Below are 25,859 nucleotides of genomic sequence, written 5' to 3'. Positions count from 1 at the left end.
CCTCCCCCGGTTGCCGGGGTAAGGGGCGCGCCTTTTATCATCCTCACGCAATACGTTCCGGGCCTCAGGCCCGGATGGGTCAGGCCGCGACGGCTGCGGTCTTGACCGTCGATCCCTTGTAGATGTCGTCGATCGCAGCGCCGAGCGAAGCGTCGAACTCGGCGTCGGACATCTGGAAGCGCAGGTCCGACAGCAGCGCACGGCTGAAGCTGGCGATGATGCCGTTGTTCTTGCCCAGTTCGACGCACGCTTCCGGACGGGCATAGCCGCCCGACAGAGCGACGACGCGCAGAACCTTGGGGTGCGAAACGAGCGGATCGAACGTTCCCGCCACGACCGGCAGCGAAAGCTTCAGCATGACGCGCTCGCCCTCGGGCAGCTCGTCGAGGTTCTTGAGGATCTCCGCGAGCAGGATCTTGTCGCACTCGGCGCGGGTTTCGCTCTTGATGTTCACTTCCGGCTCGATGATCGGCATCATGCCGTGCGACAGCACCTGGCGGCCGATCTCGAACTGCTGCTTCACCACCGCAGCGATGCCTTCGGCATTGGCCGAATTGATGACCGAGCGTTCCTTGGTGCCATAGACGCCCAGCGCCTTCGAACGTTCAAGGAGCGCGTCGAGCGTCGGCATCGGCTTCATCAGCTGCACGCCGTTGGCTTCGTCCTCCAGCCCCTTGTCGATCTTGATGAACGGCACGACGCCCTTCTCGATCAGCGCGGCGGGAACGCCCTTGCCTTCGACGGTGCCGTCCATGGTGCGCTCGAACAGGATCGCGCCGATCACCTTGTCGCCGGTGAACGCGGGCGACTTGATGATGCGGCTGCGCATGTCGTGGATCAGGCCGAACATTTCCTCTTCGGTGTTCCACGCGCTTTCTTCCACGCCATAGCCCTTGAGCGCCTTGGGGGTCGAACCGCCGCTCTGGTCAAGCGCTGCGATAAAGCCGTTACCCGCGGCCATCTTCTCGGTCATTTCAGCGTGGTTCATCGTCTGTCCCTGTGCTGTTGAGGGCCGCCTGGCGGAACCCTGGGGATGGGCACGGCGAACCGTGCATACCTATGCGCGAGCGCTCCATAAACAGGCGCGGGTTGCAGTGCAACATCGCGCCTGTCCTGGAGTGCGGTTTTTTTAGCCGAGCGCCGCGACGCCCGGCAGTTCCTTGCCTTCCATCCATTCGAGGAACGCGCCCCCGGCGGTGGAAATGTAGGAGAAATCGGCAGCGACGCCCGCGTGGTTGAGCGCGGCGACGGTGTCCCCGCCTCCCGCGACCGAAACCAGCGAGCCTTCCTTGGTCAGTGCCGCGGCGGTCCGGGCCAGCGCCACGGTAGCGGCATCGAACGGCTCGGTCTCGAACGCGCCCATCGGGCCGTTCCACACCAGCGTCTTGCAGGTCTTCAGCACGTCGGCCAGCGCTTCAACCGCAGCCGGGCCAACGTCGAGTATCATCTCGTCCGCAGCGACTTCGTGAACGTTGCAGGTGCGCAGGCTGGCCGGGTTGGCGGCGAATTCCTTCGACACCACCACGTCGTACGGCAGGTGGACGGTGCAGCCGGCCTTGTCCGCGTTTTCGAGGATCTCGTCGGCGGTGCCGGTCAGGTCATGCTCGCACAGCGACTTGCCCACGGCGACGCCGCGCGCGGCGAGGAACGTGTTGGCCATGCCGCCGCCGATGATCAGGTGATCGACCTTGCCGACCAGGTGCTTCAGCACGTCGAGCTTGGTGGAAACCTTGGCCCCGCCAACCACGGCCGCCACAGGATGCTCGGGCTTGCCCAGCGCCTTTTCCAGCGCTTCGAGTTCGGCCTGCATGGCGCGGCCGGCATAGGCTGGAAGCGCCTTGGCCAGACCCTCGGTCGAGGCGTGCGCGCGGTGGGCGGCGGAGAAGGCGTCGTTGACGAAAGCCGAGCCCAGCTTCGCCATGGCGGCAACCAGCGCGGGATCGTTCTTTTCCTCGCCCTTGTGGAAGCGGGTGTTTTCAAGGATCGCGATCGTGCCGGCCGGCAGCGCCGCCACGGCGGCCTCTGCGGCTTCGCCCGCACAGTCATCGATGAAGGCGACCGGACGGCCGACCACGCCGGACAGCGCATCGACCACCTGACGGAGCGAGTTGGCTTCGCTGCGCTCACCCTTGGGGCGGCCGAAGTGTGCCAACACCAGCACCTTGGCGCCCTTGTCGGCGAGTTCGGTCAGCGTGGGCACGGCGGCGCGCAGGCGCGTGTCGTCGGTAACCTTGCCATCGGCCATCGGCACGTTGAGGTCTTCGCGCACCAGCACGGCCTTGCCGGAAACATCGCCGATGTCGTCAAGCGTCTTGAAGCTCATGTCTCGATCCTCACTTCGTCGCCGATGGCGATATCGCCATCGCTGATGACCTTGCCGCACACCCCGCCGCGCCAATCGGGCAGGAGCGCGACCTTCAGGCCGGGGGCGATTTCGTCCATGCGGTTGCATGGGTCGCATTCGCAGGTGACGCGAATGCGTAAAGTATCACCGATGCGGATGATGGCACCGGGTTCGCGCGGCAGGCGCAATCCTTCGACCAGCAGGTTGGCACGGCGCACGCGCCACGGCAGGTCCAGGCCAAGTTCGGCCATCGCCGCGGTCCACGATTCCGCCTCCATCAGCGTGATCTGGCGCTTGCCGGTCTTGCCGGGGCGGAGGGCGCCACGCAGATCGCCGTGGACGCCCTCGCCTTCGGTTACGCGGACACGGGACACCGTCTCGATGGGGCCGCGCGGCCGGTCATGCCGCGCGATGCCCTTGAGAAGTCCCGCATCCATCGGGTCTTAGAGGAACTTCGCCATCGCGCCCGCGGTGTCGAGCATGCGGTTCGAGAAGCCCCACTCGTTGTCGTACCACGACAGAACGCGCACCAGCTTGCCTTCGAGCACGGCGGTCTCGAGGCTGTCGATCGTCGACGAGTGCGGATCGTGGTTGAAGTCGATCGAGACCAGCGGCTCGGCCGTGTAGCCCAGCACGCCCTTCAGCGCGCCGTCGGCCGCAGCCTTGAGCAGGCCGTTGACTTCCTCGACGCTCGTGTCGCGCTTCGGCGTGAAGGTCAGGTCGACGACCGAAACGTTCGGGGTCGGCACGCGGATCGACGAACCGTCGAGCTTGCCCTTCAGGTCGGGCAGCACTTCACCCACGGCAACGGCGGCGCCGGTGCTGGTCGGGATCATGTTCATCGCGGCAGCGCGGGCGCGGCGCGGATCGCTGTGGATCTGGTCCAGGATCTTCTGGTCGTTGGTGTACGAGTGGATCGTGGTCATCAGGCCGCGCTCGATGCCGATGGCTTCGTGCAGGACCTTGGCCATCGGGGCCAGGCAGTTCGTGGTGCACGAGGCGTTCGACACGATCTTGTGATCGCCGGTCAGCTTGTCGTGGTTCACGCCGAACACGACCGTGAGATCGACGTTCTTGGCCGGAGCCGAGATCAGCACGCGCTTGGCGCCCGCATCGATGTGCTTCTGGCCGCCGTCGCGGTTGGTGAAGAAGCCCGTGCATTCCAGCGCGATGTCGATGCCGTTGGCGGCGTGCGGCAGGTTCGCCGGATCGCGCTCGGCGGTCACCTGGATGCGCTTGCCGTTGACGATCAGGTCGTTGCCATCGACCGACACGTCGCCCGAGAAGGCGCCGTGGACGCTGTCGCGCTTGAACAGCAGGGCGTTCGCCTTAGCATCCGCCAGATCATTGATCGAAACCAGCTCGAGCCCGCATTCGGGGCGCTCGAGGATGGCGCGGGCAACATTGCGCCCGATACGTCCGAAACCGTTGATCGCAACCTTGGTCGCCATGTCGCAAAACTCCCTGCTTTTAGTCCGTTAATTGCCCAGTCGGGCGAGAATCCGGGGAACGATCTTGTCCACGGAGAAGCCGAAGTGGTCGAACAGCTCTTCGGCCGGCGCGGAAGCGCCGAAGGTGTCCAGGCCGATGGTCAGGCCATCGCCGACATACTTGTGCCAGCCCATGGTGACGCCCGCCTCGATCGAGACCTTGAGCACGTCGGCCGGCAGCACGTCGGCGCGGTAGGCGGCATCCTGCGCGTCGAACAGTTCGAGGCACGGGGCCGAAACCACGTCCGCACCGATGCCCTGGGCTTCGAGCGCACCGGCCACGTCCTTCGCCAGCGCCACTTCCGAGCCGGTGGCAACCAGCACGACCTTGCGCGGGGCTTCGGCTGCGGTGAGGCGATAGGCGCCCTTGGCGCTCTTCATCTCGGCATCGAAGCGCACCGGCGGCAGGTTCTGACGCGACAGCGCGAGGACAGAGGAGGCGTGCTTGTCCGCAAGCGCCAGCGCCCAGGCTTCGGCGGTCTCGATCGCATCGGCCGGGCGGAACACCTTGAGGCCGGGGATCAGACGCAGGCTCATCACATGCTCGACCGGCTGGTGGGTCGGGCCGTCTTCGCCGAGGCCGATCGAATCGTGGCTGAGCACGTAGATCGAGCGGATGTGCTGCAATGCCGACATACGGATTGCATTGCGGCAGTAGTCGGCGAACACGAGGAAGGTGCCGCCGTAGGGGATGATCCCGCCGTGCAACGCCATGCCGTTCATCGCGGCGGCCATGCCGAATTCGCGGATGCCATAGAACACATAGCGACCGTCGTAGCTGTCCGCCGAGAACGGCGCGGTCGACTTGGTCTTGGTCAGGTTCGAACCGGTGAGATCGGCCGAACCGCCGACCATCTCGGGAATCGCGGCGGTGAACGCTTCCAGCGCCATCTCGCTCGACTTGCGGGTGGCCACCTTGGGCGGGTTGGCGATCAGCGACTGGATGTAGGCATCGAAGCCGGTGTCGGCGGGAAGATCCCCAGCCATGCGGCGCGCGAGTTCAGCAGCCTTGGGGTTCGCGGCGGCGCGGGCGACCCACGCCGCATGCACCGCCTTGCCGGCCTCGCCGGTCGAACGCCAGTTGGCAAGGATGTCCGCCGGGATCTCGAACGGAGCGGCCGTCCAGCCCAGGTATTCGCGCGCGGCGGCGATCTCGTCTGCGCCCAGCGGCGAGCCGTGGACGTTATGGCCGCCCTGCTTGTTGGGCGCACCCTTGCCGATCACGGTGCGGCAGGCGACCAGCGACGGACGCGGATCGGCGGCAGCTTCGGCCAGCGCGCGTGCGATGTCGGCAAAGTCGTGCCCGTCGCAGGTGGCGGTGTGCCAGCCCGTCGCGGCATAGCGGGCGAGGACGTCTTCGCTCGTCGACAGCGAGGTGTCGCCATCGATGGTGATCTTGTTGTCGTCCCACAGCACGTTGAGGCGGCCCAGCTTGAGCGTGCCCGCAAGGCCGATCGCCTCGTGGTTCAGGCCTTCCATCAGGCAGCCGTCGCCGGCGATCACCCAGGTCTTGTGGTCGACCAGATCGTCACCGAACTGCGCATTGAGATGACGCTCGGCCATCGCCATGCCGACTGCCATCGCCACGCCCTGCCCCAGCGGACCCGTGGTGCATTCCACGCCGTCGATCAGGAAGTTCTCGGGATGGCCGGCGCAGACGCTGTTCATCTGGCGGAAGTTGCGGATGTCTTCCATCGTCGGGCTGTCGTAGCCAGAGAGATGCAGCAGCGCGTAGATCAGCATCGAGCCGTGGCCCGCAGACAGCACGAAGCGGTCGCGGTCGCTCCACTTGGGCGCGCTGGGATCGAATTTCAGGAACTGCGACCAGAGCACCGTGGCAACGTCGGCCATGCCCATGGGCATGCCGGGGTGACCGGAATTGGCAGCCTGGACCGCGTCCATGGCGAGCGCACGGATCGCGTTGGCCATGGGCGCCAGCGCGGTGGGTTCACGAGTCATAACCTGAGAAAAGCCCTTCCAGCGCGCGGGGGCGCGCGTTTAGCCGGTGATTCGGAGCGGGGTCTCTTTGGTCACCCTGCCCCCCAGCGTCAAGGCTGGCAGGCGAATGCATCGGTCCCTCGTAGCGTTTTGGCGCATACGAATGCGGGATCCGATTTGCAACCCCTTCACAGTGCCAGGCCCCGGACAGGGCCCGTCCCTGCGCCCTGTTCTTCTCCCCGCCTCTTGGCAATGCCGGTCAGCTTCGCAAAGCTGGGGACCGCATCGTTCAGGCGCTTGCGCGCTTTGGACAGTGTGCTAGCGCTAGAGACGATGGCGATGGAAGCTCTGGACACAGCGCTCGACCGGATCGAGCAGGCGCTGGCGCGCATCGAAGGTGCTGTCGAACGGCAGGCCGAAGCGGCGGCGCAGGACAACGCCGCCGAGGCGGAACTGGGTGAATTGCGCAACCGGCATCGCAAGCTGAAGGATACGGTCGCGCAGGAACTTCGCCAGCTCGACCTGCTGCTCGCCAACCTCCCCAGCCCGCGCGGATGATCCCCGATCATGCCTAACGTCTTGCTTCAGATCGGAAATCGACCGTTCACCGTCTCTGCGGCGACCGGCGAGGAAAGCCATATCGAGATGCTCGGCCGCATGATCGAGGATCGTGTCGGACGCATGGCTGGCGGATCGGGACAGAGCGAGACGCGGATGCTGCTGTTTGCCGCGCTGGTGCTGGCCGACGAACTGCACGAGGCGCACAAGCAGGCTCCTCCCCCTGCCCCGCCGACTCCTGAAGTCGCGCCGGAGCCGGAAGGCCCGTCGCCCGAAATGGTCGCCCGCGTCGAAGCGCTGGCCGCGCGTGTCGAAAAACTTGCCGCGCACCTTGAGCAAACGGCCACGGACGCCTAAATCAAGCGGTGACGGGATCTGCCCGGCACGAGCCGATTGAACATCCCTGAGGCTATAAGCAATCCTAGGGGGCTGTCCCTGCCCGTATCACACTGGTCACAGTGGGGTCCGGTGCATATGGCTCCCACCTGACGTTGAGGCGTCGGAGGATTTTCCGAGCAAACGACCTATGGTGGGCCCGTCACCCCCCTTTACAACCTGCGGAGATCACAGCGTGGAGAGCAAGGCTGCCCTGCGGAAGGAACTGCGCGCGGCTCGCAAGGCGCACGTTGCCGCGCTCGATCCCCGGATCAAGGCGCTGCTGTTCATGCGCCCGCCCGCGCCGCTGCTGCCGCTTATTCCGGAAGGGGCCAATATCGGCCTTTACCTTCCTACCCCGGAAGAGGCCCCTGCGCTTTCCTATGCGCGGTTTTTCCATGAGGCCGGCCATCGGATCGCGTTGCCGTGGTTTGCCGGACGCGAGGCACCGATGGAATTTCGCGGTTGGGATTCGCCCCACATCAACGATCTGCTGGAGCCTGGCCCCTGGGGCGTGGCGCAACCGCTGATGGACGCAGAGCCCGTCACGCCAGACCTGCTGTTTGTGCCGCTGCTCGGCTTCACCGACGACGGCCACCGACTCGGCCAGGGCGGCGGACACTATGATCGCTGGCTTGGCGCCCATCCCGGCGTTCCCGCGATCGGCCTTGCGTGGGACAGTCAACGCGTCGAAAGCCTCCCGCGCGAGGCACATGACCACCCCCTGCGCGCGGTGGTCACGCCGACGCGGCTCTATGGCCCGTGGGAGAACTGACGATGGACGAATTCAAGTCGGCCCGCCCGACCTGGCGCAAGCCGGTGGGCGTTCTGGCCCTTCTGGTCGCGCTGGGCCTCTACGCCTTTCTGGTCGCCACGCTGTCCGGACTCGTCGGCATGCTGCCGGTGCTCGCGCAGGTGCCGATCTACCTGGTGCTGGGCATTGTCTGGCTGCTGCCGCTGCGTCGCTTCCTGATCTGGATGGAAACCGGCCGCTGGGGCTGATGTCCCCAGCGGAACCAAGCCGACGGCGGAAACGAAAAAGGCGCCCCGCGGGGCGCCTTTTCATTTTCGACGATGGCGCGAGTGACGGGGCTCGAACCCGCGACCTCCGGCGTGACAGGCCGGCACTCTAACCAACTGAGCTACACCCGCTCATCGTCAAAAAAAGGCGCCACAAAGCGCCCTTTTATATTCCCAAAGCGAATGGCGCGAGTGACGGGGCTCGAACCCGCGACCTCCGGCGTGACAGGCCGGCACTCTAACCAACTGAGCTACACCCGCGTTTCCGCTTGGGAGCCGCGCCTCTATGGCAGGTGCCGGCGGCTGTCAACAAATTGCAGCGAAGATTTTTTCAACAGCCTCGCACACACGGCGAACGGCGCGAAAACGTGGTTTCTATGGCGTTAACCAAACATTAGCCGGACGCGTGAGACACCTGCCCCCAACGGCAACGGGATGCCGTGAGGGGCAAGATACGATGATCAGGACGATGACGACAGTCATGGCCGCAGGAGCCGCGCTGGCAGCAGCGGCAGCGCCGGTCATGGCCCACGCGGCGGAGCCGGTGCGTTTCGCCAGCGATGTGTTCGTGGAACGCTTCCAGCCTGCCGGCAACGGCCGCACCGCGCGCGTACTCGAACGCGCCGACCGCCTGCGCGCCGGCGACCGCGTGGTCTTCGTCGTGAACTGGAAGGCGCAGCAAGGACGCGAATTCACCGTCACCAACCCGATGCCCCGCACGGTGTCGTTCCAGGGCACCGCACAGGGCGACGAGGAAGTGTCGGTCGATGGCGGACGCAGCTGGGGCCAACTCGGCGACCTGGCCGTACGCGAGGCGGACGGACGGCTGCGGCGGGCGACGCCCGAAGACGTCACCCACCTGCGCTGGCGCGTGCCGGGCGCAATCGCCGCGCTCGGCGCCGGACAGATGACCTATCGCGGCATCGTCCGCTAATCGTCTCCGATCAGTCGGCCAGCAGCAGCACCGGCGTTTCGATCAGCTTCTTCACGGCCTGCACGAAGCTGGCCGCATCCCAGCCATCGACCACGCGATGATCGCAGCTGATCGAGATATTCATCAGCTTGCGCTTCTCGATGCGCTCCCCGCCCATTCCGTCGGAAACGAACATCGGGCGCTCGACGATGCGGTTCGGCCCGATGATCGCCACTTCCGGGCGGTTGATCACCGGCGTCGTCGCCACGCCGCCCAGCGGACCGAGTGACGTAACGGTCAGCGTCGAGCCGGACAGCTCCTCCGGCTTCGCCGTGCCGCTGCGCGCCGCTTCAGCCAGCCGGCCGATCTCGCGCGCGAGTTGCCACAGGTTGAGCGACTGCGCGTTGCGGATCACCGGCACCATCAGCCCGGCCGGCGTCTGCGCCGCCATGCCCATGTGCACCGCGCCGTAACGCGTTACGACGCCAGCCTCGTCGTCATACCGCGCGTTGAGCATCGGAAACTGCGGCAGCGTGCGGCAGAACGCGGTGATCAGCAGCGGCAGCAAGGTCAGCTTGGGCTTGTCGCCCCGATTGGCGTTGAGCTGCTCGCGCATCGCTTCCAGTGCCGTTACGTCACACTCCTCGACATAGGAGAAGTGCGGGATGTGGCGCTTCGACGCCGCCATGTTCTCGGCAATGCGGCGGCGCATCCCGATTACCCGGATCACCTCGTCGCCCCGCTCCGCCCCGGCCGAGCGATAACCCCCCGCCGCGTTGTAGGCGAGGAACTGGTCGAGATCAGCGTGCCGGATGCGTCCTTCCTCGGAAGGACGCACTTCAGACAGGTCGATGCCCAGATCCCGCGCGCGCTGGCGCACCGCCGGGCTGGCCAGTACGCGTGCGCTGGAATGGGCGTGAGCTTGTGCCGGAGCCGGTGCACGCGTGGGCGCCGGAGGTGCCGGCGCGGGCGTTGGCGCAGTCGCGGCCACAGGGGCTGGCGCTGTCTGGGGCGCGGGTTCCGGCGCGGGTGTTTCCGCCTCGATCCGTTCCTCCACCGCCTCGGCCTTCGGCGCAGGCGCGGGTGCGGAAACCTCGGCCTCCCCTGCCCCCTCGGTCTCGATCACCACCAGCGGCGAACCGATGGCGACCACGTCGCCCACTTCGCCGGCAACCTCGATTACCCTGCCCGAAACCGGGCTTTCCATCTCGACCGTCGCCTTGTCGGTCATCATGTCTGCGATCCGGCCGTCTTCCTCGACCGTATCGCCCACCTTCACGTGCCAGGCGACGATCTCGGCCTCGGCGATGCCTTCGCCGATGTCCGGCAGGCGGAATATGAACTTGCCCATCGTGTTCAAGCCTTCATCAGTCGGTCGATGGCCTCGCCGATGCGGACCGGCCCCGGAAAATACGCCCATTCCAGGCTGTGCGGATAAGGCGTGTCGAACCCGGTCACGCGCTCGATCGGCACCTCCAGGTGATAGAAGCACCGCTCCTGCACCAGCGCGGACAGCTCCGCGCCGAAGCCGGAGGTGCGCGTCGCCTCATGTACGATCAGGCACTTGCCTGTCTTCTCGACCGAGGCTTCGATCGTTTCGATGTCGAGCGGCACCAGCGTGCGCAGGTCGATGATCTCCGCATCGACGCCCTTCTCGGCGCAGACCGCTGCGGCGACGTGGACCATCGTGCCATAGGCGAGCACGGTAAACGCCTGCCCCGGCCGCACGATCCGCGCCTTGCCCAACGGAATCGAATAATAGCCTTCCGGCACCACGCTGTCCGCGTGCTTCGCCCAAGGCTCCACCGGCTTGTCGTAATACCCGTTGAACGGGCCGTTGTAGATCCGCTTCGGCTCGAAGAAGATCACCGGGTCGTTGTCCTCGATCGCGGCGATCAGCAGACCCTTGGCGTCATGCGGCGTCGCCGGCACCACGGTCTTGATCCCCGCGACGTGCGTGAACAGCGCCTCCGGGCTCTGGCTGTGAGTCTGCCCGCCGAAGATCCCGCCGCCAAAAGGCGAGCGCACCGTCATCGGCGCGGTGAATTCGCCCGCCGAGCGATAGCGCAGCCGCGCCGCCTCGGAGACCAACTGGTCGAGCCCGGGATAGATGTAGTCTGCGAACTGGATTTCCGGCACCGGGCGCAGGCCATAGGCACCCATGCCCACGGCGACACCGATGATCCCGCACTCTGAGATCGGCGTGTCGAACACGCGGGTCTTGCCGTATTTCTTCTGGAGGCCGGCCGTGGCGCGGAACACGCCGCCGAAATAGCCGACGTCCTCGCCCATCACGACAACACCGGGATCGCGCTCCATCATGATATCGAGCGCATCGTTGATCGCCTCGATCATGTTGAGCCGGCGGGTGGGCGCGTCAGCAAGGCTGACCGCTGCTTCCTCGATCATGCTCACGACTCCTTCCATTCCGGCCACTTGATCCGTCGCTCGCGGATCGCCTGCTCGCTCTGTTCCTTGAGGTGCCAGGGCAGTTCCTCGAACACGTCCTCGAACATGGTGTGGAAGGGATGGTGCAGGCCGTGGCCCAGCACGCCGTTCTTCTCGGCCTCCTTGGTCGCGGCCTTGACCTGCTCGACCAGCTCGCGGTCCATAGCCTCGTGCTGTTCGTCAGACCATTCGCCCAGCGCGATCAGGTGGCGCTTCAGCCGCATGATGGGATCGCCCAACGGCCATTCCTCGCGTTCCTGCGCGGAACGGTACTGACCGGGATCGTCGGAGGTGGAATGCCCCTCCGCGCGGTAGGTGAAGTGCTCGATCAGGGTCGGCCCGCCATTGGCGCGCGCACGGTCGGCCGCCCAGCGCGACGCGGCATAGACCGCCAGCGGATCGTTACCGTCCACGCGCAGCCCCGCGATGCCATAACCGATGGCGCGCGCGGCAAAGGTCGTCCGCTCCGCGCCGGCAAAGCCGGAGAAGCTGGAAATCGCCCACTGGTTGTTGACGACGTTGAAGATGACCGGGGCGTTGTAGACCGCGGCGAACGTCATCGCGGAATGGAAGTCGCCTTCCGCCGTGGAGCCTTCGCCCACCCAGGTCGCGGCGATGCGCGTATCGCCCTTGATCGCGCTCGCCATCGCCCAGCCCACCGCTTGCGGATACTGCGTGGCGAGGTTGCCCGAGATGGTGAAGAAGGACACGTCGCGCGCCGAATACATGATCGGCAGCTGGCGGCCCTTCAGCTTGTCCGCCCGGTTGGAGTAGATCTGGTTGACCATCTCGACGATCGGATAGCCGCGCGCGATCAGGATGCCCTGCTGACGATAGCTGGGAAACACCATGTCGTCGCTGGCGAGCGCCATCGCCGGCGCGACCGAGGTCGCCTCCTCGCCGGTGCACTTCATGTAGAAGCTGGTCTTGCCCTGCCGCTGGCCGCGATACATCCGGTCATCGAAAGCGCGGGTCAGTGCCATCGTCCGCAGCATCCGCCGCAGCGTCTCGGCGTCCAGCTTCGGATCCCAAGGGCCCACCGCGCGGTGATCCTCGTCCAGCACGCGGACCAGATCGAGGCACAGCGGATGCGTTTCCGCCGCGGCACAACCCTCATCAGGTCGTGGCTGCGCGCCTGCTGGCGGCACGACGATGTGCGAATAATCCACCTTGTCGCCGGGCCGGAACTTCGGCTCGGGTACGTGGAGCGAAAGCGGCGGCAGGTTGCCACTGGCCTTCGCGGTCATGCTGCGCAAACCCGCATATGAAGACTCTCCCGCGACCCCAACGCACGACGCTCACCGCCGTGCCGCAAGTCGCAAAATTTTACCGTTGTGTTATTTTATTTCACAGCGGTTTCCGAGTCAATCACGCTATCGCATCATACCGCAACCGGCGCAGACAAGGCTCCCTGCGGTGCATAGCCCTGCACGACGAAATCCTCGATCGCGTAACCGAACACCGATTCAGGCCGCCGCACGATCTCCAGGACAGGGTCGCCCGAAGGCGTGCGGGCAAGCTGCTGCTCCACCAGATCGGCGTGATTCAGGTAAAGATGCGTGTCCCCGCCCATCCACACCAGTTCGCCCGGCTCCAGATCGCATTGCTGCGCCAGCATACGGATGAACAGCGCCGCGCCCCACAGGTTGAAGGGCAGGCCCAGCGCCACGTCGCAGCTGCGCTGGTAGAGCAGACCGTTCAGGCGGTTGCCGGCAACATGGAACTGGTAGGTCTTGTGGCACGGCGGCAGCGCCATCGAATCGAGTTCGGCGACATTCCACCCTTCCACGATGTGCCGCCTGCTGCCGGGATTGGCGCGCAGGCTGGCAACCACCTCGGCCACCTGGTTCACGCCCTGCGCCCGCTGGCGAAACAGGCCATCGCCGGCCGCCTCGTAAACGGGCCAGTCAACCCACTGCTTGCCATAGACCGGGCCGAGATCACCCCAGCGCGCTGCGAAATCCGCATCCTCGACGATGCGGCGCGAAAAGTCGGCGCGGCCGATGGGGTCGCCGGTCTCGCGGCGATAACGGGCGAGCGGCCAGTCGGTCCAGATCTCCACGCCCTGCGCGCAGAGGGCACGGATGTTGGTATCGCCCGTCAGAAACCACAGGAATTCGCGCGTCGCGGTCTTCCAGTAGACCCGCTTGGTGGTCAGCAACGGCATCCGCCCGCCGGACAGATCGAAGCGGAGCTGCGCGCCGAATACCGACCGCGTCCCCACCCCGGTGCGATCGATCCGCTCGTCGCCCTGCTCCCAGATGCGGCGCATCAGGTCGAGATATTGCCATTCGGCGTGGGGCGCATCGGCGCGGGACTCGGCGGGAAGCGACACGGAAGCCATGCCGTCAGGGTAGACGGCGCGAAGGCAGAGCGGAAGCCCATGCGCCATTCCCAAACAAATCGCCAATTCCGATAGGGATTTATCCGGATCGGAGGGGAAATCCACATCAAGGGATCAACCCCTACCTTTGTCGATGATGCAACGATTCGGCTCAGGACAAAGCGGCAGGGCAGCGCTCGCAGTGCAATGGGGACTGGCCATTACCGCGCTGGTGATGGCCCTCGCCTATCCGCGCGCCGGGCAGGCTGCCGTCGTGATCCCGCTCGCCGGGGACCGTGGCAGCGCGCTTCGCTGGCTGGTGGAAGGCGGCGCCACGCTGGTGGGCACGCTCGACGTCGGCGGGGCCGGCGCGAGCGGCTTGCCCATGGTGCGCGTGACCAGCGACGCCACCGCGCTTGCCGCACTCAGCCAGGGCTGGCTGGTCGTTGCGATACCCTCGACGCTTTGCGGCGACGGCCGCCATGGAAGGAACTGATACCGTGGAAGACCTCGACATCCTGCGCCGGCGCGGCGTGATGGCACTGGCCGTCGTCGGCTGGCTATGCGTGGTGCTGGCAGGCCTGCGCGCGGCTTTCGGCAGCGGCGGCTGGATACCGCCCCTGCTGGCCCTGGCGATCACGATCGCGCCCACGATGTTCGCCCGTGCCGGACGCTGCGATGCGGCCGCACGCCTCGTGCTGGGCTTCACCATCCCGCTCTACCCCGCGATCTTCCTGATGCAGTGGGCGGGCAGCGACTGGATTCTCGACCAGCACATGATCTTCTTCGCGATCATCGCCACGCTGGCCGGCCTCGCCGACTGGCGGCCGATCGTGCTCGCCGCGGCGGTCACTGCGGTCCACCATCTCGCCACCAACTTCCTCGCGCCCAGCCTTGTGTTTCCCGATGGTCCGGACACTGCCCGCGTCCTGTTGCACGCCGTGGTCGTGGTGATCGAAACCGCGGTTCTCGCCGTCGTGGCACGCCAGCTTGAAACGCTGGTCATCGAACAGGCCGCCGCACGGCAGGCCCAGGCCGATCTGGAAGCCGCCGCCGCTGCCGAGCGAGCGCGGACTGCCGCCGAGCAGAAGCAGGTCATCGAAGCCCTCGCCACGCGCCTCAAGACGCTGGCCGAAGGTGACCTTGCAACGCACATCGATACGGCCTTCCCCGCCAGCTACGAAGCGCTGCGCCAGACGCTCAACGCCGCGACCACCGACCTCAACCGCCTCGTCTGCGCGGTCAACGGATCGGCCCACCAGATCACCAACGGCGCGGCGGAAATCCGCAATGCCTCGGATGATCTGGCCCGCCGCACCGAGCAGCAGGCCAGCGCGCTCGAACAGAACAGCGCCTCGACCGGTCGCCTGACCGGCCAGATCGAAACCACCGCCAAGCGCGCGGGCGACGTCAACGGTGCGATCACCGCGGCGCAGGCCGATGCCGTCAATGGCGGCCAGGTGGTCGAACGCGCGATCGATGCGATGAACGCGATCGAACGCTCGGCCAGCGAGATCGGCCAGATCATCTCGCTGATCGACGGCATCGCCTTCCAGACCAACCTCCTCGCGCTCAACGCAGGGGTCGAGGCCGCGCGCGCCGGCGATGCGGGCCGGGGCTTCGCGGTCGTCGCCACCGAAGTGCGCGCGCTTGCCCAGCGCAGCGCGGACGCGGCGCAGACGATCAAGCAGCTCATCACCGCCTCGTCGCAGCAGGTGGGCCAGGGCGTGGCCCTGGTGGGAGAGACCGGCACCGTGCTGCGCGCCATCGTGGAGCAGGTCACCGGCATCAGCAGCGCCATTGGCGAGATCGCGGATGCGGCCGAGACGCAGGCGCGCGACCTGCACGACGTCAGCCGCTCGTTCAGCCAGATCGACAAGGTGACGCAGCAGAACGCGGCCATGGTCGAGGAAAGCAACGCGGCCGCGCACAACCTTTCCCGCGAAGCGGACGGGCTGACGCGACTGGTGTCCCGCTTCCGCACCGACGATTCGGCTCGCGCCGGATCGGCCGACGCCTTCGTCCGTCGCGCGGCCTGATCGGAGAATTGGAAAATATCGAAAAAATGGCGGATTTCTGCGGAAAATGGCGGGTCGGAGAAAAATGTTCCCTAACCTGCTTGCCACCCGGAAAACGCCCCCGTATAGGGCGCGCCTGCCTCGCAGCCGGGTGACCGGCAGCGGATCGGTCGGGGAGTAGCTCAGCCTGGTAGAGCACTGTCTTCGGGAGGCAGGGGCCGGAGGTTCGAATCCTCTCTCCCCGACCACTTCACGCTTTTAAAGCGAGATCGGAAAGCCGTCCTTCGGGGCGGCTTTTTCGATTCCGGCGCCACTGCGGTCGGGATCGATCAGCATTCCGATGCGACCGCGCGGAACCAATGGCATGGCCCGCGCACTGTCTCGGCAAAGGCGCCCCTCGCGCCTCCGGAACAGGAGACCATCGATGCCCACCCAGACGTATTCGGACGCCATCGCCTTGCTCAAGGCCGATCACCGCAAGGTCGAGGAACTGTTCTCGAAGTACGAGAGCGCTTCCGACGCGAAGAAGGCCGATCTCGCGCAGCAGATCTGCACCGAGCTGAAAATCCACACGATCATCGAGGAAGAGATCTTCTACCCCGCGCTGAAGGGCAAGATCGAGGACGAGACCTATACCGAGGCCTATGTCGAGCACGACGGCGCCAAGGTGCTCATCAACGACATCGTCGCCTCGTCGCCCGAGGACGCGTTCTTCGACGCCAAGGTGAAGGTGCTGTCGGAGGAGATCAAGCACCACGTCCACGAGGAGGAGGCGCGCTCCGAAGGAATGTTCGCGCAGGCGCGCGAAGCGGGCGTGGACCTTGTGGCGCTGCGCGACGCGATGCTGGCGCGCAAGCAGGAGCTGACCGTGCAGGCCAAGTCGGGCGAGCTTCCGCCGGCTGAAATCAAGGTTGTGGGCCTCGCGGCCTGAACGGCACCTAACGACACCTGAAACGACCCGAGAGCGTCCCGAGGCCGCGCAAGCGGCACCTCGGGGCGCCTCAACCGCCCCTGAGCAACTGCACGCCCCAGTCGCGCTCGAACAGGTAGAGCAACACTCTCGCCGCCTCCCCTCGCGGCGAGGAAAGTCCACCATCGCGCTCCATCAACAGCCGCGCATCATCGTGCGCCACCGGCAGCAGGCGCGCGATCTGTTCAAAATCGGCAACGCGGAAAGGTGTGTCGCCCGACTGCCGCGTGCCGAGCAGTTCGCCGCCGCCGCGGAGGCGCAAGTCCTCCTCGGCGAGTTGGAAACCGTCCTGCGTTTCGCGCATCAAAGCCAACCGCTCGCGTCCCACTTCGGAGAGCGCTTCGCCGCGCAGCAGGAGGCAGGTGGATTTCTGGCTTCCGCGCCCAACACGGCCCCGCAGCTGGTGCAGCTGGGCAAGGCCGAAGCGCTCGGCCTGCTCGATGACCATGAGCGTGGCATTGGGCACATCGACGCCAACCTCGATCACCGTGGTGGCGACAAGCAGCTTGGCCTCGCCGCTGGCGAAGCGTTCCATCGCGGCGTCCTTCGCCTCGGGCCGGAGCTGGCCGTGGACGAGAACGACGGTATCGCCGAAGCGCTCCTTGAGCGCGGCGTGACGGGCTTCTGCGGCGGCGAGATCCTCGGTTTCCTGTTCGCGGACCATCGGGCACACCCAATAGGCCTGCGCGCCGGAGGCGATATGGCGGCCGACGCCCTCGACCACATCGACCAGACGGTCCTGCGCGACGACGCGGGTGTCGATCGCCTGACGGCCCGGCGGCATCTCGTCGAGCCGGGACACGTCCATCTCCCCATATTGGGCCAGCGTGAGCGTCCGCGGGATAGGCGTGGCGGTCATCGCGAGGCAATGCGGCGTGCGCTTCGCCTTCTGCGTCAACATCAGGCGCTGGCCCACGCCGAAGCGGTGCTGCTCGTCGATCACCACCAGCCCCAGGTTGCGATAGGCGACCGCCTCCTGGAAGATCGCGTGGGTGCCGACGCAGATCTGGATGGAGCCATCGAGCAAGCCCATCAGGATCGATTCGCGCGCCCGGCCCTTGTCGCGCCCTGTGAGCAGCTGGATCGTCACACCGGTGCCGGCGACCATGCGGGTCAGCGTTTCGGCGTGCTGCCGCGCGAGAATTTCGGTCGGCGCCAGCAGCGCGGCCTGCGCACCCGCTTCCACCGCGATCAGCATGGCGTGGAGCGCCACCGCCGTCTTGCCAGAACCGACATCGCCTTGCAGCAGGCGCAGCATCGGCGCGCCCTGTGCCACGTCGCCTTCGATTTCCGCGATGGAGCGGGCCTGCGCACCGGTGAGCGCGAAGGGCAGGTTCAGCTTGGCGCGCAAGTGCCCGTCGCCCACCAGCGGCGTGCCGGTGCGCGTGCGGTTGCTGGCGCGCACCAGCAGCAGCGCGAGGCTGTTGGCGAGGAGTTCGTCATAGGCGAGCCGGTCGCGCGCCAGCGGGTGCTGCCCCTTGTGCGCAAGGCCCAGCGCGTCCTTCCACGTCGGCCAGCCCATCTTGTCGACAAGGCCCGGCTCGATCCATTCGGGGAGTTCCGGCAGGTGTTCGAGCGCCTGGTGCACGAGGCCCTGCACCCGCCCCTGCGTGAGCCCTTCGGACAGCGGATAGACCGCCTCGTTCAGCTGGCCCATCAGCCCTGCCCCGTCCTCGGCGACATGATCGGGGTGCACGATCTGGAGCGTCTGGCCGAACTGGTCGAGCCGGCCCGCCACCCAGCGCGTTTCGCCCGTCGGGAGCAGCTTGCGCGCGCTGTAGGATGCGCGGCCGAAATAGATCAGCGCGACCACGTTGCCGGCCGCGTCTTCCGCCAGGATCCGGAACGGGCCGCGCCCGGCGGAGGCGCGATGCTCGCGCACCGTCAGCGCCACCACGATCTGCTCGCCGACGCTCGCCTCATCCAGATTGGTGACCGCGCGGCGCGTGACGAACCGGTCGGGCAGGTGGTATGCCAGATCCCGGACCCGGGTCAGCCCCAGCTTCTCGAGCGGACGGGCCAGGCCTGGCCCCACGCCCTTGAGGCTGCCGGATTCGGCGAACAACGGATTGAGCAGGTCTGGGCGCATGGCGCGGACATAATCGGCTGCGGGCAAAATCGCCACAGCCTGTGCCCGATTTGACCCAGCGCATGGAACGCAGGCGGTCGGCGCGCTTGGGTCGGTTGCGAGAGAACACAAAGAGGAGATCCCAAATGCTGCTTCCCCATGGCGCCGTGATTGCCCTTGTCGATGGCGAGAACTGGACCCTGCTGCGCAATGCCGGCAACGAAGCCACGCCCGACCTTGCCGAACTGCCCACGCCGCATATCGACGAGCACAACCATTCGGGCAGCGGCGGCCGCCACGGTCCCACCGCCAGCAACCCCTCGCCCCGCCAGATGCACGAAGACGCGCACGCCGGCGCCGTGGCGGAGTGGCTCAACCAGCAGGTGATCGGCCACAAGATCGAACATCTGGTGGTGATCGCCCCGCCCCGCACGCTGGGCGAACTGCGGCACCACTATGCCAAGCAGGTCAGCCAGGTGCTGCTGGGCGAAGTCGCCAAGGACCTGATCGGCCGCAAGCCGGACGAGGTGCTGGCCGCCCTTCGCGGAAAGTAACGCGTTACGCGGACCTCGGAACGGGGGGACGCGGCATCCCGGCGGCAGGGGAAGGCCCGTCGCCGGGATGTGTTTTCATATGGTCGGAAATCCTGGGGAGCGCTACCCTTGATGCAGGCGAACGGATCGCCTAACCGCGATTCCATGATCGAACCCGACCGCCTCCGCCGCCTGAAGTTCCGTGCCTGGCATCGCGGCACGCGTGAGGCGGACTACATGATCGGCTGCTATTTCGACCGCTTCCACGCAGGCTGGGGCGAAGACGAGGTGCAGTGGTTCGAGCGCCTGATCGACGAGGAAGACGTCGATATCATGGGCTGGGCGCTGGGCACGATCTCCGTCCCGCCCGAATATGTCGGGCCGATGATGGATGTGATGCGCAAGCTGGATTACGTCGAAATACCGCGCTGATTGCGGGCATTGCCCGCTGGAACCGCTTGCACTCGGCGCGCCCCCCACTAATCCCCCTTTCCCATGTCCGACATCTCCCGCGTTCTTTCGGCCCAGTCGCCGCTGACCCTGTCCTCGGTCGCGCGCGGGGCGCAGCCGCTCGTGCTGGCCGACCTTGCCCGCGCCGCCAAGGGGCGCGCGGTGTTTGTCGCACCCGACGATTCGGCGATGCGCGCCGTGGTGGAAAGCGCCGCTTTCTTCGCGCCCGAGCTTGAGGTCATCGACTTTCCCGCGTGGGACTGCCTGCCGTTCGACCGCGCCTCGCCCGCGCTGACGATCAGCGCGCGGCGGCTGTCGGCGCTGCAGAAGTTGCAGCACAAGCGCGACCGGCCGCAGTTGATCGTCACCACGATCAACGCGCTGCTCCAGCGCGTGCTGACGCCCTTCCGCATCCGCGAATCGACCCGCCTGCTGAAGGCGGGAATCGAGATCGGGCGCGAGAGCCTGATCGCGCTGCTGCAGCGGCAGGGCTATTCGCGCACCGACACGGTGGTCGATGCCGGCGAATATGCCGTGCGCGGATCGGTCTTCGATATCTTTCCCACCGGGCTGGACCACGGGTTGCGGCTCGATTTCTTTGGCGACGAGCTGGAAACGCTGCGCCTGTTCGATCCCGGCACGCAGCGCAGTGTGCAGCCGGTGGAAACGCACCTGCTGATCCCGGCAAGCGAGGCCCTGCTCGACGAGGACAGCATCAAGCGCTTCCGCGGCCGTTATCGCGAGCTGTTCGGTGCCAACGCCACCAGCGACCCGCTCTATCAGGCGGTGAGCGACGGGCGGCGGCTGGCCGGCATGGAGCACTGGCTGCCGCTGTTCGAGGAGCGGCTGGTCACGCTGTTCGACCATCTGGGCGAAGACGACCTGATGGTGATCGACGCGGGCGCGGCCAAGGCCGCCGAAACGCGCTTTGCCGACATCGCCGATTATCATCAGGCGCGGGTCGAGGGCGCGCAGCGCTCGCCCGGCACCTATCGTCCGCTGGGCGAAGAAGCGCTCTATCTTTCGCAGGACGAGTTCGAGCGCGCGCTGGCCGGGTGGCCGGTGCACCGCATGACGTTGTTCGCGGAGCCGGAATCGAAGCAGGTACTCGATTTCGGATTTGCGAGCAGCCGCGATTTCACGCCCGAGCGGACGCAGGGCCTGAACATCTACGAGGCGGCGGCGAAGCACCTCGCTGCGCTCGGCACGCGGGGGCTGAAGCCGATCCTGGCGGCCTATACCACCGGCTCGCGCGCGCGGCTTGCCTCGCTGCTGGCCGAAGCGGGCAAGCAGCCGCCGGTAATGGCCGAGACCTGGCAGGACGCACTGGGCCTTGCCGCCAAGGGCAAGCCGGTGGCGGTGGTGCTGCCGCTGGAACAGGGCTTCGCCAACGACGAACTGGAACTGCTGACCGAGCAGGACATCCTTGGCGACCGGCTGGTGCGCCGGAAGAAGAAGCGCAAGGACGCAGACGCGTTCCTGGCCGAGCTGTCCGCGCTCAATCCCGGCGATCTGGTGGTCCACATGGACCACGGCATCGGCCGCTACGAAGGGCTGGAAGCGATCAAGGTGGGCGACAGCCCTCACGATTGCGTGCAGCTGACCTACAGCGGCGGCGACAAGCTCTATATCCCGGTCGAGAACCTCGACGTGCTGTCGCGCTATGGCGCGGAGAACGAAGCGGTCGCGCTCGACAAGCTGGGCGGCGAGGCATGGCAGCGGCGCAAGGCGCGGATGCGCGAGCGCATCCTGGAAATGGCGGGGCAGCTGATGGCCACCGCCGCGCTGCGCGCGCTGCGCGTGGCCGATGTGATGCCGGTCGATCCGGCCAGCTACGATCCGTTCGTCGACCGCTTTCCGTGGGACGAGACCGAGGATCAGGAACGCGCGATCGAAGACGTGCTGGGCGACATGGCCGAGGGCAAGCCGATGGACCGGCTGGTGTGCGGCGACGTGGGCTTCGGCAAGACCGAAGTTGCGCTGCGCGCCGCCTTCGTCGCGGCGATGGCCGGCAAGCAGGTGGCGGTGATCGCACCGACGACGCTGCTGGCGCGCCAGCATTATGCCGGGTTCGTCGAACGCTTTTCCGGCTTCCCGCTGAATGTCGGGCGGCTGTCGCGGCTCGTGCCGCCAAAGGAGGCGGCGGCGACCAAGGCCGGGCTGACCGACGGCACGGTGGACATCGTGATCGGCACCCACGCGCTTCTTTCGAAATCGGTGGAGTTCAAGCGGCTGGGGCTCGTCATCGTCGACGAAGAGCAGCGCTTTGGCGTGACGCACAAGGAAAAGCTCAAGGAGCTGAAGGCCGACGTCCACGTGCTGACGCTGACCGCAACGCCGATCCCGCGCACGCTGCAGATGGCGATGAGCGGGCTGCGCGAGCTGTCCACGATCCAGACCCCGCCGGTCGACCGGCTCGCGGTGCGCACTTATGTGATGCCCTGGGACGACGTGGTGATGCGCGAGGCGCTGATGCGCGAACACCAGCGCGGCGGGCAGAGCTTCATCGTGGTGCCGCGCATCGCCGACATGCCCGAGCTGGAGGACTGGCTGCGGCTGAACGTTCCGGAAATCCGCTTCGTCACCGCGCATGGCCAGATGAGCCCGACCGAGGTCGAGGACCGCATGGGCGCGTTCTACGAGAAGAAATACGAAGTGCTGCTTTCGACCACGATCGTCGAAAGCGGGATCGACATTCCCAGCGCCAACACGATCATCCTGCACCGCGCCGACCGGTTCGGGCTGGCGCAGCTTTACCAGCTGCGCGGGCGCGTGGGCCGCGGCAAGCTGCGCGCCTATGCCTACCTCACTTTCCCCGAAAACCAGGCGCTGACCGAGATCGCGGAAAAGCGCCTGAAGGTCTTGGGCGATCTCGATTCGCTGGGTGCGGGCTTCCAGCTCGCCAGCCACGATCTGGACCTGCGCGGCGCGGGCAACCTGCTGGGCGACGAGCAATCGGGCCACATCAAGGAAGTGGGCTTCGAGCTTTACCAGTCGATGCTGGAGGATGCGATCCTGGCGGCGAAGGCGGGCGACATCGGGCTGGCGCGCGAACGCGACACGCTTTCCCCGCAAATCACCGTCGATGCACCCATCATGATCCCCGAGGACTACGTGCCCGACCTTGCGGTGCGCATGGCGCTCTATCGCCGGATGAACGATGCAGAGGGGCCCGACGCGGTGGAAGCACTGGCGGCCGAGATGATCGACCGCTTCGGCCCCCTGCCCTCGCCCACGCAGAACCTGCTGCGGCTGATCGAAGTGAAGCGACAGGCGATCGAGGCGCGCATCGCCAAGATCGATGTGGGCGCAAAGGGCGCGCTCGTCTCGTTCCACAACGACGATTTCCCCGATCCCATGGGGCTGATCGCCTATGTCGAGCGGCTGAACGGCGTGGCCAAGCTGCGGCCCGACAACAAGCTGGTGATCCAGCGCGCCTGGGGCAACGCGGAAAGCCGGCTCAACGGGCTGGTGCAGCTGACCAAGGGGCTTTCGGCCATCGCACGGCGGGCAGCGAAGAAGGCCGCCTGATCAGGTCGATCAGCCGGCCGCCAGCGCCGCCATGTCCTCCGCCGAAACCGGGCCGGAGCGCAGGAAGCCCTGGAACAGGTCGCAGCCTTCCTCTTGCAGGATAGCGAGCTGCGCCTCGGTTTCGATGCCCTCCGCGATCACCTTCATGTCCAGCGCGCGCGCCATCGCGATCATCGCGGAAAGGATGGCCCGGTCACGCAAGTCGCGCGCGATGTCCTTCACCAGCGAGCGGTCGATCTTGAGCGCGTGAAGCGGCAACGCCTTGAGCGCGCGGAAATTGGAAAAGCCGGTGCCGAAATCGTCGAGCGCGACGCTGACGCCGGCCTCGGCCAGGTCGAGCAGCGCCATCGCGCAGTCCTCGAAATCGGAAATGAGCGTACGCTCGGTGATCTCGATCGTCAGGCGCTCTGCCGCAAAGCCGGTCTCGGCCAGCAGCCGGCGCATGGTGGCGGCGAACTGGCCGAGCGCGAAGTCCTCCGCCGTGACGTTGAGCGAGAGCCGCAGCGGCGCGGGCCAGTCACGGGCGGCACGCAATGCACGCAGCGCGATGTGTTCGGTCAACTGGGTGACGAGATCGCCGCGCTCCGCCACCGCGAACAGCGTTTCCGCGCCGATACGGCCGAACGAGGGATGCTCCCACCGCGCCAGAGCCTCGGCCCCGGCCAGCGCGCCGGTGGCGACATCGAACTGCGGCTGGAACAGCACCGAGATTTCCTCACGGTGAAGCGCGCCGATCAGGTCCGCCTCCAGGGTGGCGGCGCTTTGCCCGCGTGCGGGGTGGCTGCCGTCGGCCCACAGGATGCGCCGCGTGCTGCTGCGCTGAAGTTCGAGGCTGACCTGGTCAAGCCGGTCGAGCAGGTTGGCGCCGGGCTCGCCGGTCAGCCCGCGCAGCAGGGCGCTTCGCGGCTGGATGCGGATGGATTCACCCTCCACCGTCAGCGGCCGGGCGATGGCGCGTCCCAGCGTTTCCGCCAGCCACTGCCAGCGGTCGCGGCTCACCGCCTCGCGCGATGCGACGAGGAACTCGCTGCCGCCGGTGCGCGCAACCAGCGCGTCCGGCCCGAGTTCCTCTGCCGCGAAATCGGCGATGCGCCGAGCCACTTCAGCCAGCGCCTGATCGCCGCCGCTCTTGCCATAGGCCAGGTTGACCGATTGCAGCCGCTGAAGGCTGACGAGCATGGCCTGGACGAAGCCGGCGCGCCCCGCTGCATCGAGCCACGCCCTGGCGCTGTCCGCGCCCGGCAGTCCGGTCAGCACATCGCGCTGCGCGCGCGCTAGAATACCCTTCGCTTCCATCCTCCGCCGCTTAGACCAAGCCGACGGCGAAATCACCCGCCCGTTCCTTTTGCCATTGCACCAGTTTGGTGCGCTCCATATCACCCGCGAGCCAGCGGCTCCGCCGACAAGGCCATGACAGGGGAACGAGTACCATGCCGGAAACCCAGCGCCTGGCGCTGCTGGCTTCGCCGACCGAGCGGGCACAGGACGCCGAACAGGCACTGCGCGATGCGTACGACTGGGTGCCGTTCGAGGAAGCGGATGCGGTGGTGGTGCTGGGCGGCGATGGCTTCATGCTGCAGATCCTGCACCAGATGCTGGAACAGGGGCCGATGATGCCCGCGTTCGGCCTCAATCTGGGTACCGTCGGCTTCCTGATGAACAAATACAAATCCAGTCGCACGATCGCCGAGCGCGTGGCCAAGGCCCGCTCGATCGCGGTCGCGCCGCTGCGGATGGAGGCCACCACCAACACCGGTGAGAAGGCCAGTTCCTGGGCGATCAACGAAGTCTCGCTGCTGCGCGAAACGCGCCAGACCGCGAAGCTGGAAGTCTCGGTCAACGGCAAGGTCCGCATTCCCGAGCTGGCGTGCGACGGCGTGCTGGTGGCGACGCCGGCAGGCTCGACCGCCTATAACCTTTCCGCGAACGGTCCGATCCTGCCGCTCGGCTCCAACATGCTCGCGCTCACCCCGATCAGCCCGTTCCGCCCCCGGCGCTGGCGCGGTGCGATCCTGCCCGAAACCTACGAGATCGTGTTCCGCGCGCGCGAATCCGTGAAGCGCCCCGTCCTCGTCGTGGCCGACCAGAAGGAAGTGCGCGACGTGAGCGAGGTGCGCGTGGTGGCCGAACCGGAACACCGGCTGACCTTGCTGTTCGACCGCGGCCAGAGCCTTGAGGAACGGATTTTCGCCGAACAGTTCATGGTCTGAGAAAAACATCGAAACAGGTGCTTGCCAAACCAGAATCCCCTGTTATTAGGCGCACCTGCCCCGGGCGACCGGGGCTGCTCCCTGATAGCTCAGCGGTAGAGTAGGTGACTGTTAATCACTTGGTCGTAGGTTCGAATCCTACTCAGGGAGCCAACATCTTTTCCCAGTCCTGCCCATGCAGGCTGGGGAATGGCTGAATTCCGAAGAATTCGCCCAACGGGCTTTAGTCCCCTTTCCCTTTAGCTGTCACGCCGCTCAGACCGCTTCGGCTGCAATGCCGTTGATGTCGGATGACGCTGGCGGACAAGGCCAGGAACCTCGAGGCCTTCGATCCCGAACCGGCCATTGCAGGCGGCGGGAACATCCATTTTCCGCTCTCGCCCGACGCGCGGCAGTCCTGGCGATCCGCTGCCGGCAGCGGGCAGCGAATGCGCTGACTCCAGCGGCCTTGCGGCAACATGGAAAGCGTCCCCCGGCATGGACACGCGGCATCGGCTTCCTGGACGCAGAAGATCTTTATTTATTAATTGCTTACTAACAATCGCGGTGACGTGACCCCCTGATTTTCCTCCAAGTGTGATTAGAGTCCGGCCCTGATGGAAGGACGGACGATGAAGCGATTGAGGTTCACGGAAGAGCAGATCATTGCGGTGCTGAAGGAAGCCGAGGC

24 protein-coding genes and 4 tRNA genes are annotated in these 25,859 nt (G+C 66.5%); 15 read left to right on the top strand and 13 right to left on the bottom strand.

Annotated features, from left to right (window positions below; genetic code table 11):
* Positions 1–79: 79 nt before the first annotated feature.
* From OLX02_RS11090 to tkt, 5 genes are all read right to left on the bottom strand, one after another.
* A complete protein-coding gene (locus OLX02_RS11090) occupies positions 80–988 on the bottom strand; it encodes a fructose bisphosphate aldolase (RefSeq protein ID WP_264422808.1) in 909 nt (302 codons plus the stop codon).
* A 141-nt stretch (positions 989–1,129) separates the two neighbouring features.
* Entirely contained in the window at positions 1,130–2,323 is a 1,194-nt protein-coding gene (locus OLX02_RS11085; RefSeq protein ID WP_264422806.1) for a phosphoglycerate kinase, read from the bottom strand.
* Positions 2,320–2,781 (bottom strand): MOSC domain-containing protein, encoded by a 462-nt coding sequence (locus tag OLX02_RS11080; protein WP_264422805.1) that lies wholly within the window; start codon positions 2,779–2,781, stop codon positions 2,320–2,322. The genes OLX02_RS11085 and OLX02_RS11080 overlap by 4 nt, the downstream gene beginning before the upstream one ends.
* A gap of 6 nt (positions 2,782–2,787) precedes the next feature.
* Complete coding sequence (gene gap / locus OLX02_RS11075; protein WP_264422804.1) at positions 2,788–3,795, bottom strand: type I glyceraldehyde-3-phosphate dehydrogenase; 1,008 nt, start codon at positions 3,793–3,795, stop codon at positions 2,788–2,790.
* A 27-nt stretch (positions 3,796–3,822) separates the two neighbouring features.
* On the bottom strand, positions 3,823–5,793 hold the full coding sequence (gene tkt / locus OLX02_RS11070) for a transketolase (protein ID WP_264422802.1): 1,971 nt from the start codon (positions 5,791–5,793) through the stop codon (positions 3,823–3,825).
* Between the two features lie 318 nt (positions 5,794–6,111).
* Here tkt and OLX02_RS11065 point away from each other — a divergent pair, with 318 nt between their 5' ends.
* The 4 genes from OLX02_RS11065 to OLX02_RS11050 all read left to right on the top strand — a co-directional run bounded on the left by OLX02_RS11065 (position 6,112) and on the right by OLX02_RS11050 (position 7,707).
* Complete coding sequence (locus OLX02_RS11065) at positions 6,112–6,330, top strand: hypothetical protein (RefSeq protein ID WP_264422800.1); 219 nt, start codon at positions 6,112–6,114, stop codon at positions 6,328–6,330.
* 9 nt (positions 6,331–6,339) lie between these two features.
* Positions 6,340–6,687, top strand: a complete 348-nt coding sequence (locus tag OLX02_RS11060) for a cell division protein ZapA (RefSeq protein WP_264422799.1) — start codon at positions 6,340–6,342, stop codon at positions 6,685–6,687.
* 169 nt (positions 6,688–6,856) lie between these two features.
* Positions 6,857–7,480 carry a 5-formyltetrahydrofolate cyclo-ligase gene (locus OLX02_RS11055; RefSeq protein ID WP_264422797.1) on the top strand — a complete coding sequence of 208 codons (624 nt, stop codon included), beginning with the start codon at positions 6,857–6,859 and terminating at the stop codon, positions 7,478–7,480.
* A gap of 2 nt (positions 7,481–7,482) precedes the next feature.
* Complete coding sequence (locus tag OLX02_RS11050) at positions 7,483–7,707, top strand: DUF2842 domain-containing protein (RefSeq protein WP_264422795.1); 225 nt, start codon at positions 7,483–7,485, stop codon at positions 7,705–7,707.
* A 73-nt stretch (positions 7,708–7,780) separates the two neighbouring features.
* On the opposite strand, the gene OLX02_RS11045 is transcribed toward OLX02_RS11050, so the two are convergent.
* Together OLX02_RS11045 and OLX02_RS11040 are read right to left on the bottom strand one after the other, a co-directional pair.
* Positions 7,781–7,857 (bottom strand) — tRNA-Asp (locus OLX02_RS11045).
* A gap of 52 nt (positions 7,858–7,909) precedes the next feature.
* Positions 7,910–7,986: transfer RNA gene (locus OLX02_RS11040), tRNA-Asp, on the bottom strand.
* A gap of 208 nt (positions 7,987–8,194) precedes the next feature.
* On the opposite strand from OLX02_RS11040, the gene OLX02_RS11035 reads away from it, so the two are divergent.
* The gene (locus tag OLX02_RS11035; RefSeq protein ID WP_264422794.1) at positions 8,195–8,659 is read left to right on the top strand and encodes a hypothetical protein; all 465 of its coding nucleotides are present in this window, start codon (positions 8,195–8,197) and stop codon (positions 8,657–8,659) included.
* 10 nt (positions 8,660–8,669) lie between these two features.
* Here OLX02_RS11035 and OLX02_RS11030 read toward each other — a convergent pair whose 3' ends face one another.
* From OLX02_RS11030 to thyA, 4 genes are all read right to left on the bottom strand, one after another.
* Positions 8,670–9,989, bottom strand: a complete 1,320-nt coding sequence (locus OLX02_RS11030) for a dihydrolipoamide acetyltransferase family protein (RefSeq protein WP_264422793.1) — start codon at positions 9,987–9,989, stop codon at positions 8,670–8,672.
* A gap of 5 nt (positions 9,990–9,994) precedes the next feature.
* Positions 9,995–11,047 (bottom strand): alpha-ketoacid dehydrogenase subunit beta, encoded by a 1,053-nt coding sequence (locus tag OLX02_RS11025; protein WP_264422792.1) that lies wholly within the window; start codon positions 11,045–11,047, stop codon positions 9,995–9,997.
* A 2-nt stretch (positions 11,048–11,049) separates the two neighbouring features.
* Positions 11,050–12,333, bottom strand: a complete 1,284-nt coding sequence (locus OLX02_RS11020; protein WP_264422791.1) for a 3-methyl-2-oxobutanoate dehydrogenase (2-methylpropanoyl-transferring) subunit alpha — start codon at positions 12,331–12,333, stop codon at positions 11,050–11,052.
* Between the two features lie 134 nt (positions 12,334–12,467).
* Positions 12,468–13,430 carry a thymidylate synthase gene (gene thyA, locus OLX02_RS11015; RefSeq protein WP_264423266.1) on the bottom strand — a complete coding sequence of 321 codons (963 nt, stop codon included), beginning with the start codon at positions 13,428–13,430 and terminating at the stop codon, positions 12,468–12,470.
* A 181-nt stretch (positions 13,431–13,611) separates the two neighbouring features.
* On the opposite strand from thyA, the gene OLX02_RS11010 reads away from it, so the two are divergent.
* From OLX02_RS11010 to OLX02_RS10995, 4 genes are all read left to right on the top strand, one after another.
* A complete protein-coding gene (locus OLX02_RS11010) occupies positions 13,612–13,905 on the top strand; it encodes a hypothetical protein (RefSeq protein ID WP_264422789.1) in 294 nt (97 codons plus the stop codon).
* Entirely contained in the window at positions 13,892–15,448 is a 1,557-nt protein-coding gene (locus OLX02_RS11005) for a methyl-accepting chemotaxis protein (RefSeq protein ID WP_264422788.1), read from the top strand. Before OLX02_RS11010 ends, OLX02_RS11005 begins: the two co-directional genes overlap by 14 nt.
* A 150-nt stretch (positions 15,449–15,598) precedes the next feature.
* Positions 15,599–15,675: transfer RNA gene (locus OLX02_RS11000), tRNA-Pro, on the top strand.
* A 176-nt stretch (positions 15,676–15,851) separates the two neighbouring features.
* The gene (locus OLX02_RS10995; RefSeq protein WP_264422786.1) at positions 15,852–16,358 is read left to right on the top strand and encodes a hemerythrin domain-containing protein; all 507 of its coding nucleotides are present in this window, start codon (positions 15,852–15,854) and stop codon (positions 16,356–16,358) included.
* Between the two features lie 70 nt (positions 16,359–16,428).
* Here OLX02_RS10995 and recG read toward each other — a convergent pair whose 3' ends face one another.
* Entirely contained in the window at positions 16,429–18,486 is a 2,058-nt protein-coding gene (recG, locus tag OLX02_RS10990) for an ATP-dependent DNA helicase RecG (RefSeq protein ID WP_264423265.1), read from the bottom strand.
* A 125-nt stretch (positions 18,487–18,611) separates the two neighbouring features.
* On the opposite strand from recG, the gene OLX02_RS10985 reads away from it, so the two are divergent.
* The 3 genes from OLX02_RS10985 (at position 18,612) to mfd (ending at position 22,979) form a co-directional block, all read left to right on the top strand.
* Positions 18,612–19,019: a host attachment protein gene (locus OLX02_RS10985; protein WP_264422784.1), complete on the top strand. Its 408-nt coding sequence runs from the start codon at positions 18,612–18,614 to the stop codon at positions 19,017–19,019.
* A gap of 144 nt (positions 19,020–19,163) precedes the next feature.
* A complete protein-coding gene (locus OLX02_RS10980; protein ID WP_264422782.1) occupies positions 19,164–19,430 on the top strand; it encodes a succinate dehydrogenase assembly factor 2 in 267 nt (88 codons plus the stop codon).
* Between the two features lie 63 nt (positions 19,431–19,493).
* The gene (gene mfd, locus OLX02_RS10975; RefSeq protein WP_264422781.1) at positions 19,494–22,979 is read left to right on the top strand and encodes a transcription-repair coupling factor; all 3,486 of its coding nucleotides are present in this window, start codon (positions 19,494–19,496) and stop codon (positions 22,977–22,979) included.
* A 9-nt stretch (positions 22,980–22,988) separates the two neighbouring features.
* Here the strand turns inward: mfd and OLX02_RS10970 are convergent, their stop codons facing one another.
* The gene (locus OLX02_RS10970) at positions 22,989–24,275 is read right to left on the bottom strand and encodes a GGDEF domain-containing phosphodiesterase (protein ID WP_264422780.1); all 1,287 of its coding nucleotides are present in this window, start codon (positions 24,273–24,275) and stop codon (positions 22,989–22,991) included.
* Positions 24,276–24,409: 134 nt separating this feature from the next.
* Between OLX02_RS10970 and OLX02_RS10965 the strand changes: the two genes are divergently transcribed.
* The 3 genes from OLX02_RS10965 to OLX02_RS10955 all read left to right on the top strand — a co-directional run bounded on the left by OLX02_RS10965 (position 24,410) and on the right by OLX02_RS10955 (position 25,626).
* The gene (locus OLX02_RS10965; RefSeq protein WP_264422779.1) at positions 24,410–25,189 is read left to right on the top strand and encodes an NAD kinase; all 780 of its coding nucleotides are present in this window, start codon (positions 24,410–24,412) and stop codon (positions 25,187–25,189) included.
* Between the two features lie 78 nt (positions 25,190–25,267).
* A tRNA-Asn gene (locus tag OLX02_RS10960) sits at positions 25,268–25,342 on the top strand.
* 137 nt (positions 25,343–25,479) lie between these two features.
* Positions 25,480–25,626, top strand: a complete 147-nt coding sequence (locus OLX02_RS10955; RefSeq protein WP_264422777.1) for a hypothetical protein — start codon at positions 25,480–25,482, stop codon at positions 25,624–25,626.
* Positions 25,627–25,859 lie beyond the last annotated feature (233 nt).

The sequence above is a fragment of the Novosphingobium sp. KCTC 2891 genome (assembly GCF_025938155.1).
Classification (GTDB): Bacteria; Pseudomonadota; Alphaproteobacteria; order Sphingomonadales; family Sphingomonadaceae; genus Novosphingobium.
This window is presented reverse-complemented; position numbering and strand designations above follow the sequence as displayed.

What these genes read in the sequence shown, in the direction of transcription:
- OLX02_RS11090 (WP_264422808.1), bottom strand. Translation starts at nt 988, where the DNA reads ATGAACCACGCTGAAATGACCGAGAAGATGGCCGCGGGTAACGGCTTT.
- OLX02_RS11085 (WP_264422806.1), bottom strand. Translation starts at nt 2,323, where the DNA reads ATGAGCTTCAAGACGCTTGACGACATCGGCGATGTTTCCGGCAAGGCC.
- OLX02_RS11080 (WP_264422805.1), bottom strand. Translation starts at nt 2,781, where the DNA reads ATGGATGCGGGACTTCTCAAGGGCATCGCGCGGCATGACCGGCCGCGC.
- gap (WP_264422804.1), bottom strand. Translation starts at nt 3,795, where the DNA reads ATGGCGACCAAGGTTGCGATCAACGGTTTCGGACGTATCGGGCGCAAT.
- tkt (WP_264422802.1), bottom strand. Translation starts at nt 5,793, where the DNA reads ATGACTCGTGAACCCACCGCGCTGGCGCCCATGGCCAACGCGATCCGT.
- OLX02_RS11065 (WP_264422800.1), top strand. Translation starts at nt 6,112, where the DNA reads ATGGAAGCTCTGGACACAGCGCTCGACCGGATCGAGCAGGCGCTGGCG.
- OLX02_RS11060 (WP_264422799.1), top strand. Translation starts at nt 6,340, where the DNA reads ATGCCTAACGTCTTGCTTCAGATCGGAAATCGACCGTTCACCGTCTCT.
- OLX02_RS11055 (WP_264422797.1), top strand. Translation starts at nt 6,857, where the DNA reads ATGGTGGGCCCGTCACCCCCCTTTACAACCTGCGGAGATCACAGCGTG.
- OLX02_RS11050 (WP_264422795.1), top strand. Translation starts at nt 7,483, where the DNA reads ATGGACGAATTCAAGTCGGCCCGCCCGACCTGGCGCAAGCCGGTGGGC.
- OLX02_RS11035 (WP_264422794.1), top strand. Translation starts at nt 8,195, where the DNA reads ATGACGACAGTCATGGCCGCAGGAGCCGCGCTGGCAGCAGCGGCAGCG.
- OLX02_RS11030 (WP_264422793.1), bottom strand. Translation starts at nt 9,989, where the DNA reads ATGGGCAAGTTCATATTCCGCCTGCCGGACATCGGCGAAGGCATCGCC.
- OLX02_RS11025 (WP_264422792.1), bottom strand. Translation starts at nt 11,047, where the DNA reads ATGATCGAGGAAGCAGCGGTCAGCCTTGCTGACGCGCCCACCCGCCGG.
- OLX02_RS11020 (WP_264422791.1), bottom strand. Translation starts at nt 12,333, where the DNA reads ATGACCGCGAAGGCCAGTGGCAACCTGCCGCCGCTTTCGCTCCACGTA.
- thyA (WP_264423266.1), bottom strand. Translation starts at nt 13,430, where the DNA reads ATGGCTTCCGTGTCGCTTCCCGCCGAGTCCCGCGCCGATGCGCCCCAC.
- OLX02_RS11005 (WP_264422788.1), top strand. Translation starts at nt 13,892, where the DNA reads ATGGAAGGAACTGATACCGTGGAAGACCTCGACATCCTGCGCCGGCGC.
- OLX02_RS10995 (WP_264422786.1), top strand. Translation starts at nt 15,852, where the DNA reads ATGCCCACCCAGACGTATTCGGACGCCATCGCCTTGCTCAAGGCCGAT.
- recG (WP_264423265.1), bottom strand. Translation starts at nt 18,486, where the DNA reads ATGCGCCCAGACCTGCTCAATCCGTTGTTCGCCGAATCCGGCAGCCTC.
- OLX02_RS10985 (WP_264422784.1), top strand. Translation starts at nt 18,612, where the DNA reads ATGCTGCTTCCCCATGGCGCCGTGATTGCCCTTGTCGATGGCGAGAAC.
- OLX02_RS10980 (WP_264422782.1), top strand. Translation starts at nt 19,164, where the DNA reads ATGATCGAACCCGACCGCCTCCGCCGCCTGAAGTTCCGTGCCTGGCAT.
- mfd (WP_264422781.1), top strand. Translation starts at nt 19,494, where the DNA reads ATGTCCGACATCTCCCGCGTTCTTTCGGCCCAGTCGCCGCTGACCCTG.
- OLX02_RS10970 (WP_264422780.1), bottom strand. Translation starts at nt 24,275, where the DNA reads ATGGAAGCGAAGGGTATTCTAGCGCGCGCGCAGCGCGATGTGCTGACC.
- OLX02_RS10965 (WP_264422779.1), top strand. Translation starts at nt 24,410, where the DNA reads ATGCCGGAAACCCAGCGCCTGGCGCTGCTGGCTTCGCCGACCGAGCGG.
- OLX02_RS10955 (WP_264422777.1), top strand. Translation starts at nt 25,480, where the DNA reads ATGACGCTGGCGGACAAGGCCAGGAACCTCGAGGCCTTCGATCCCGAA.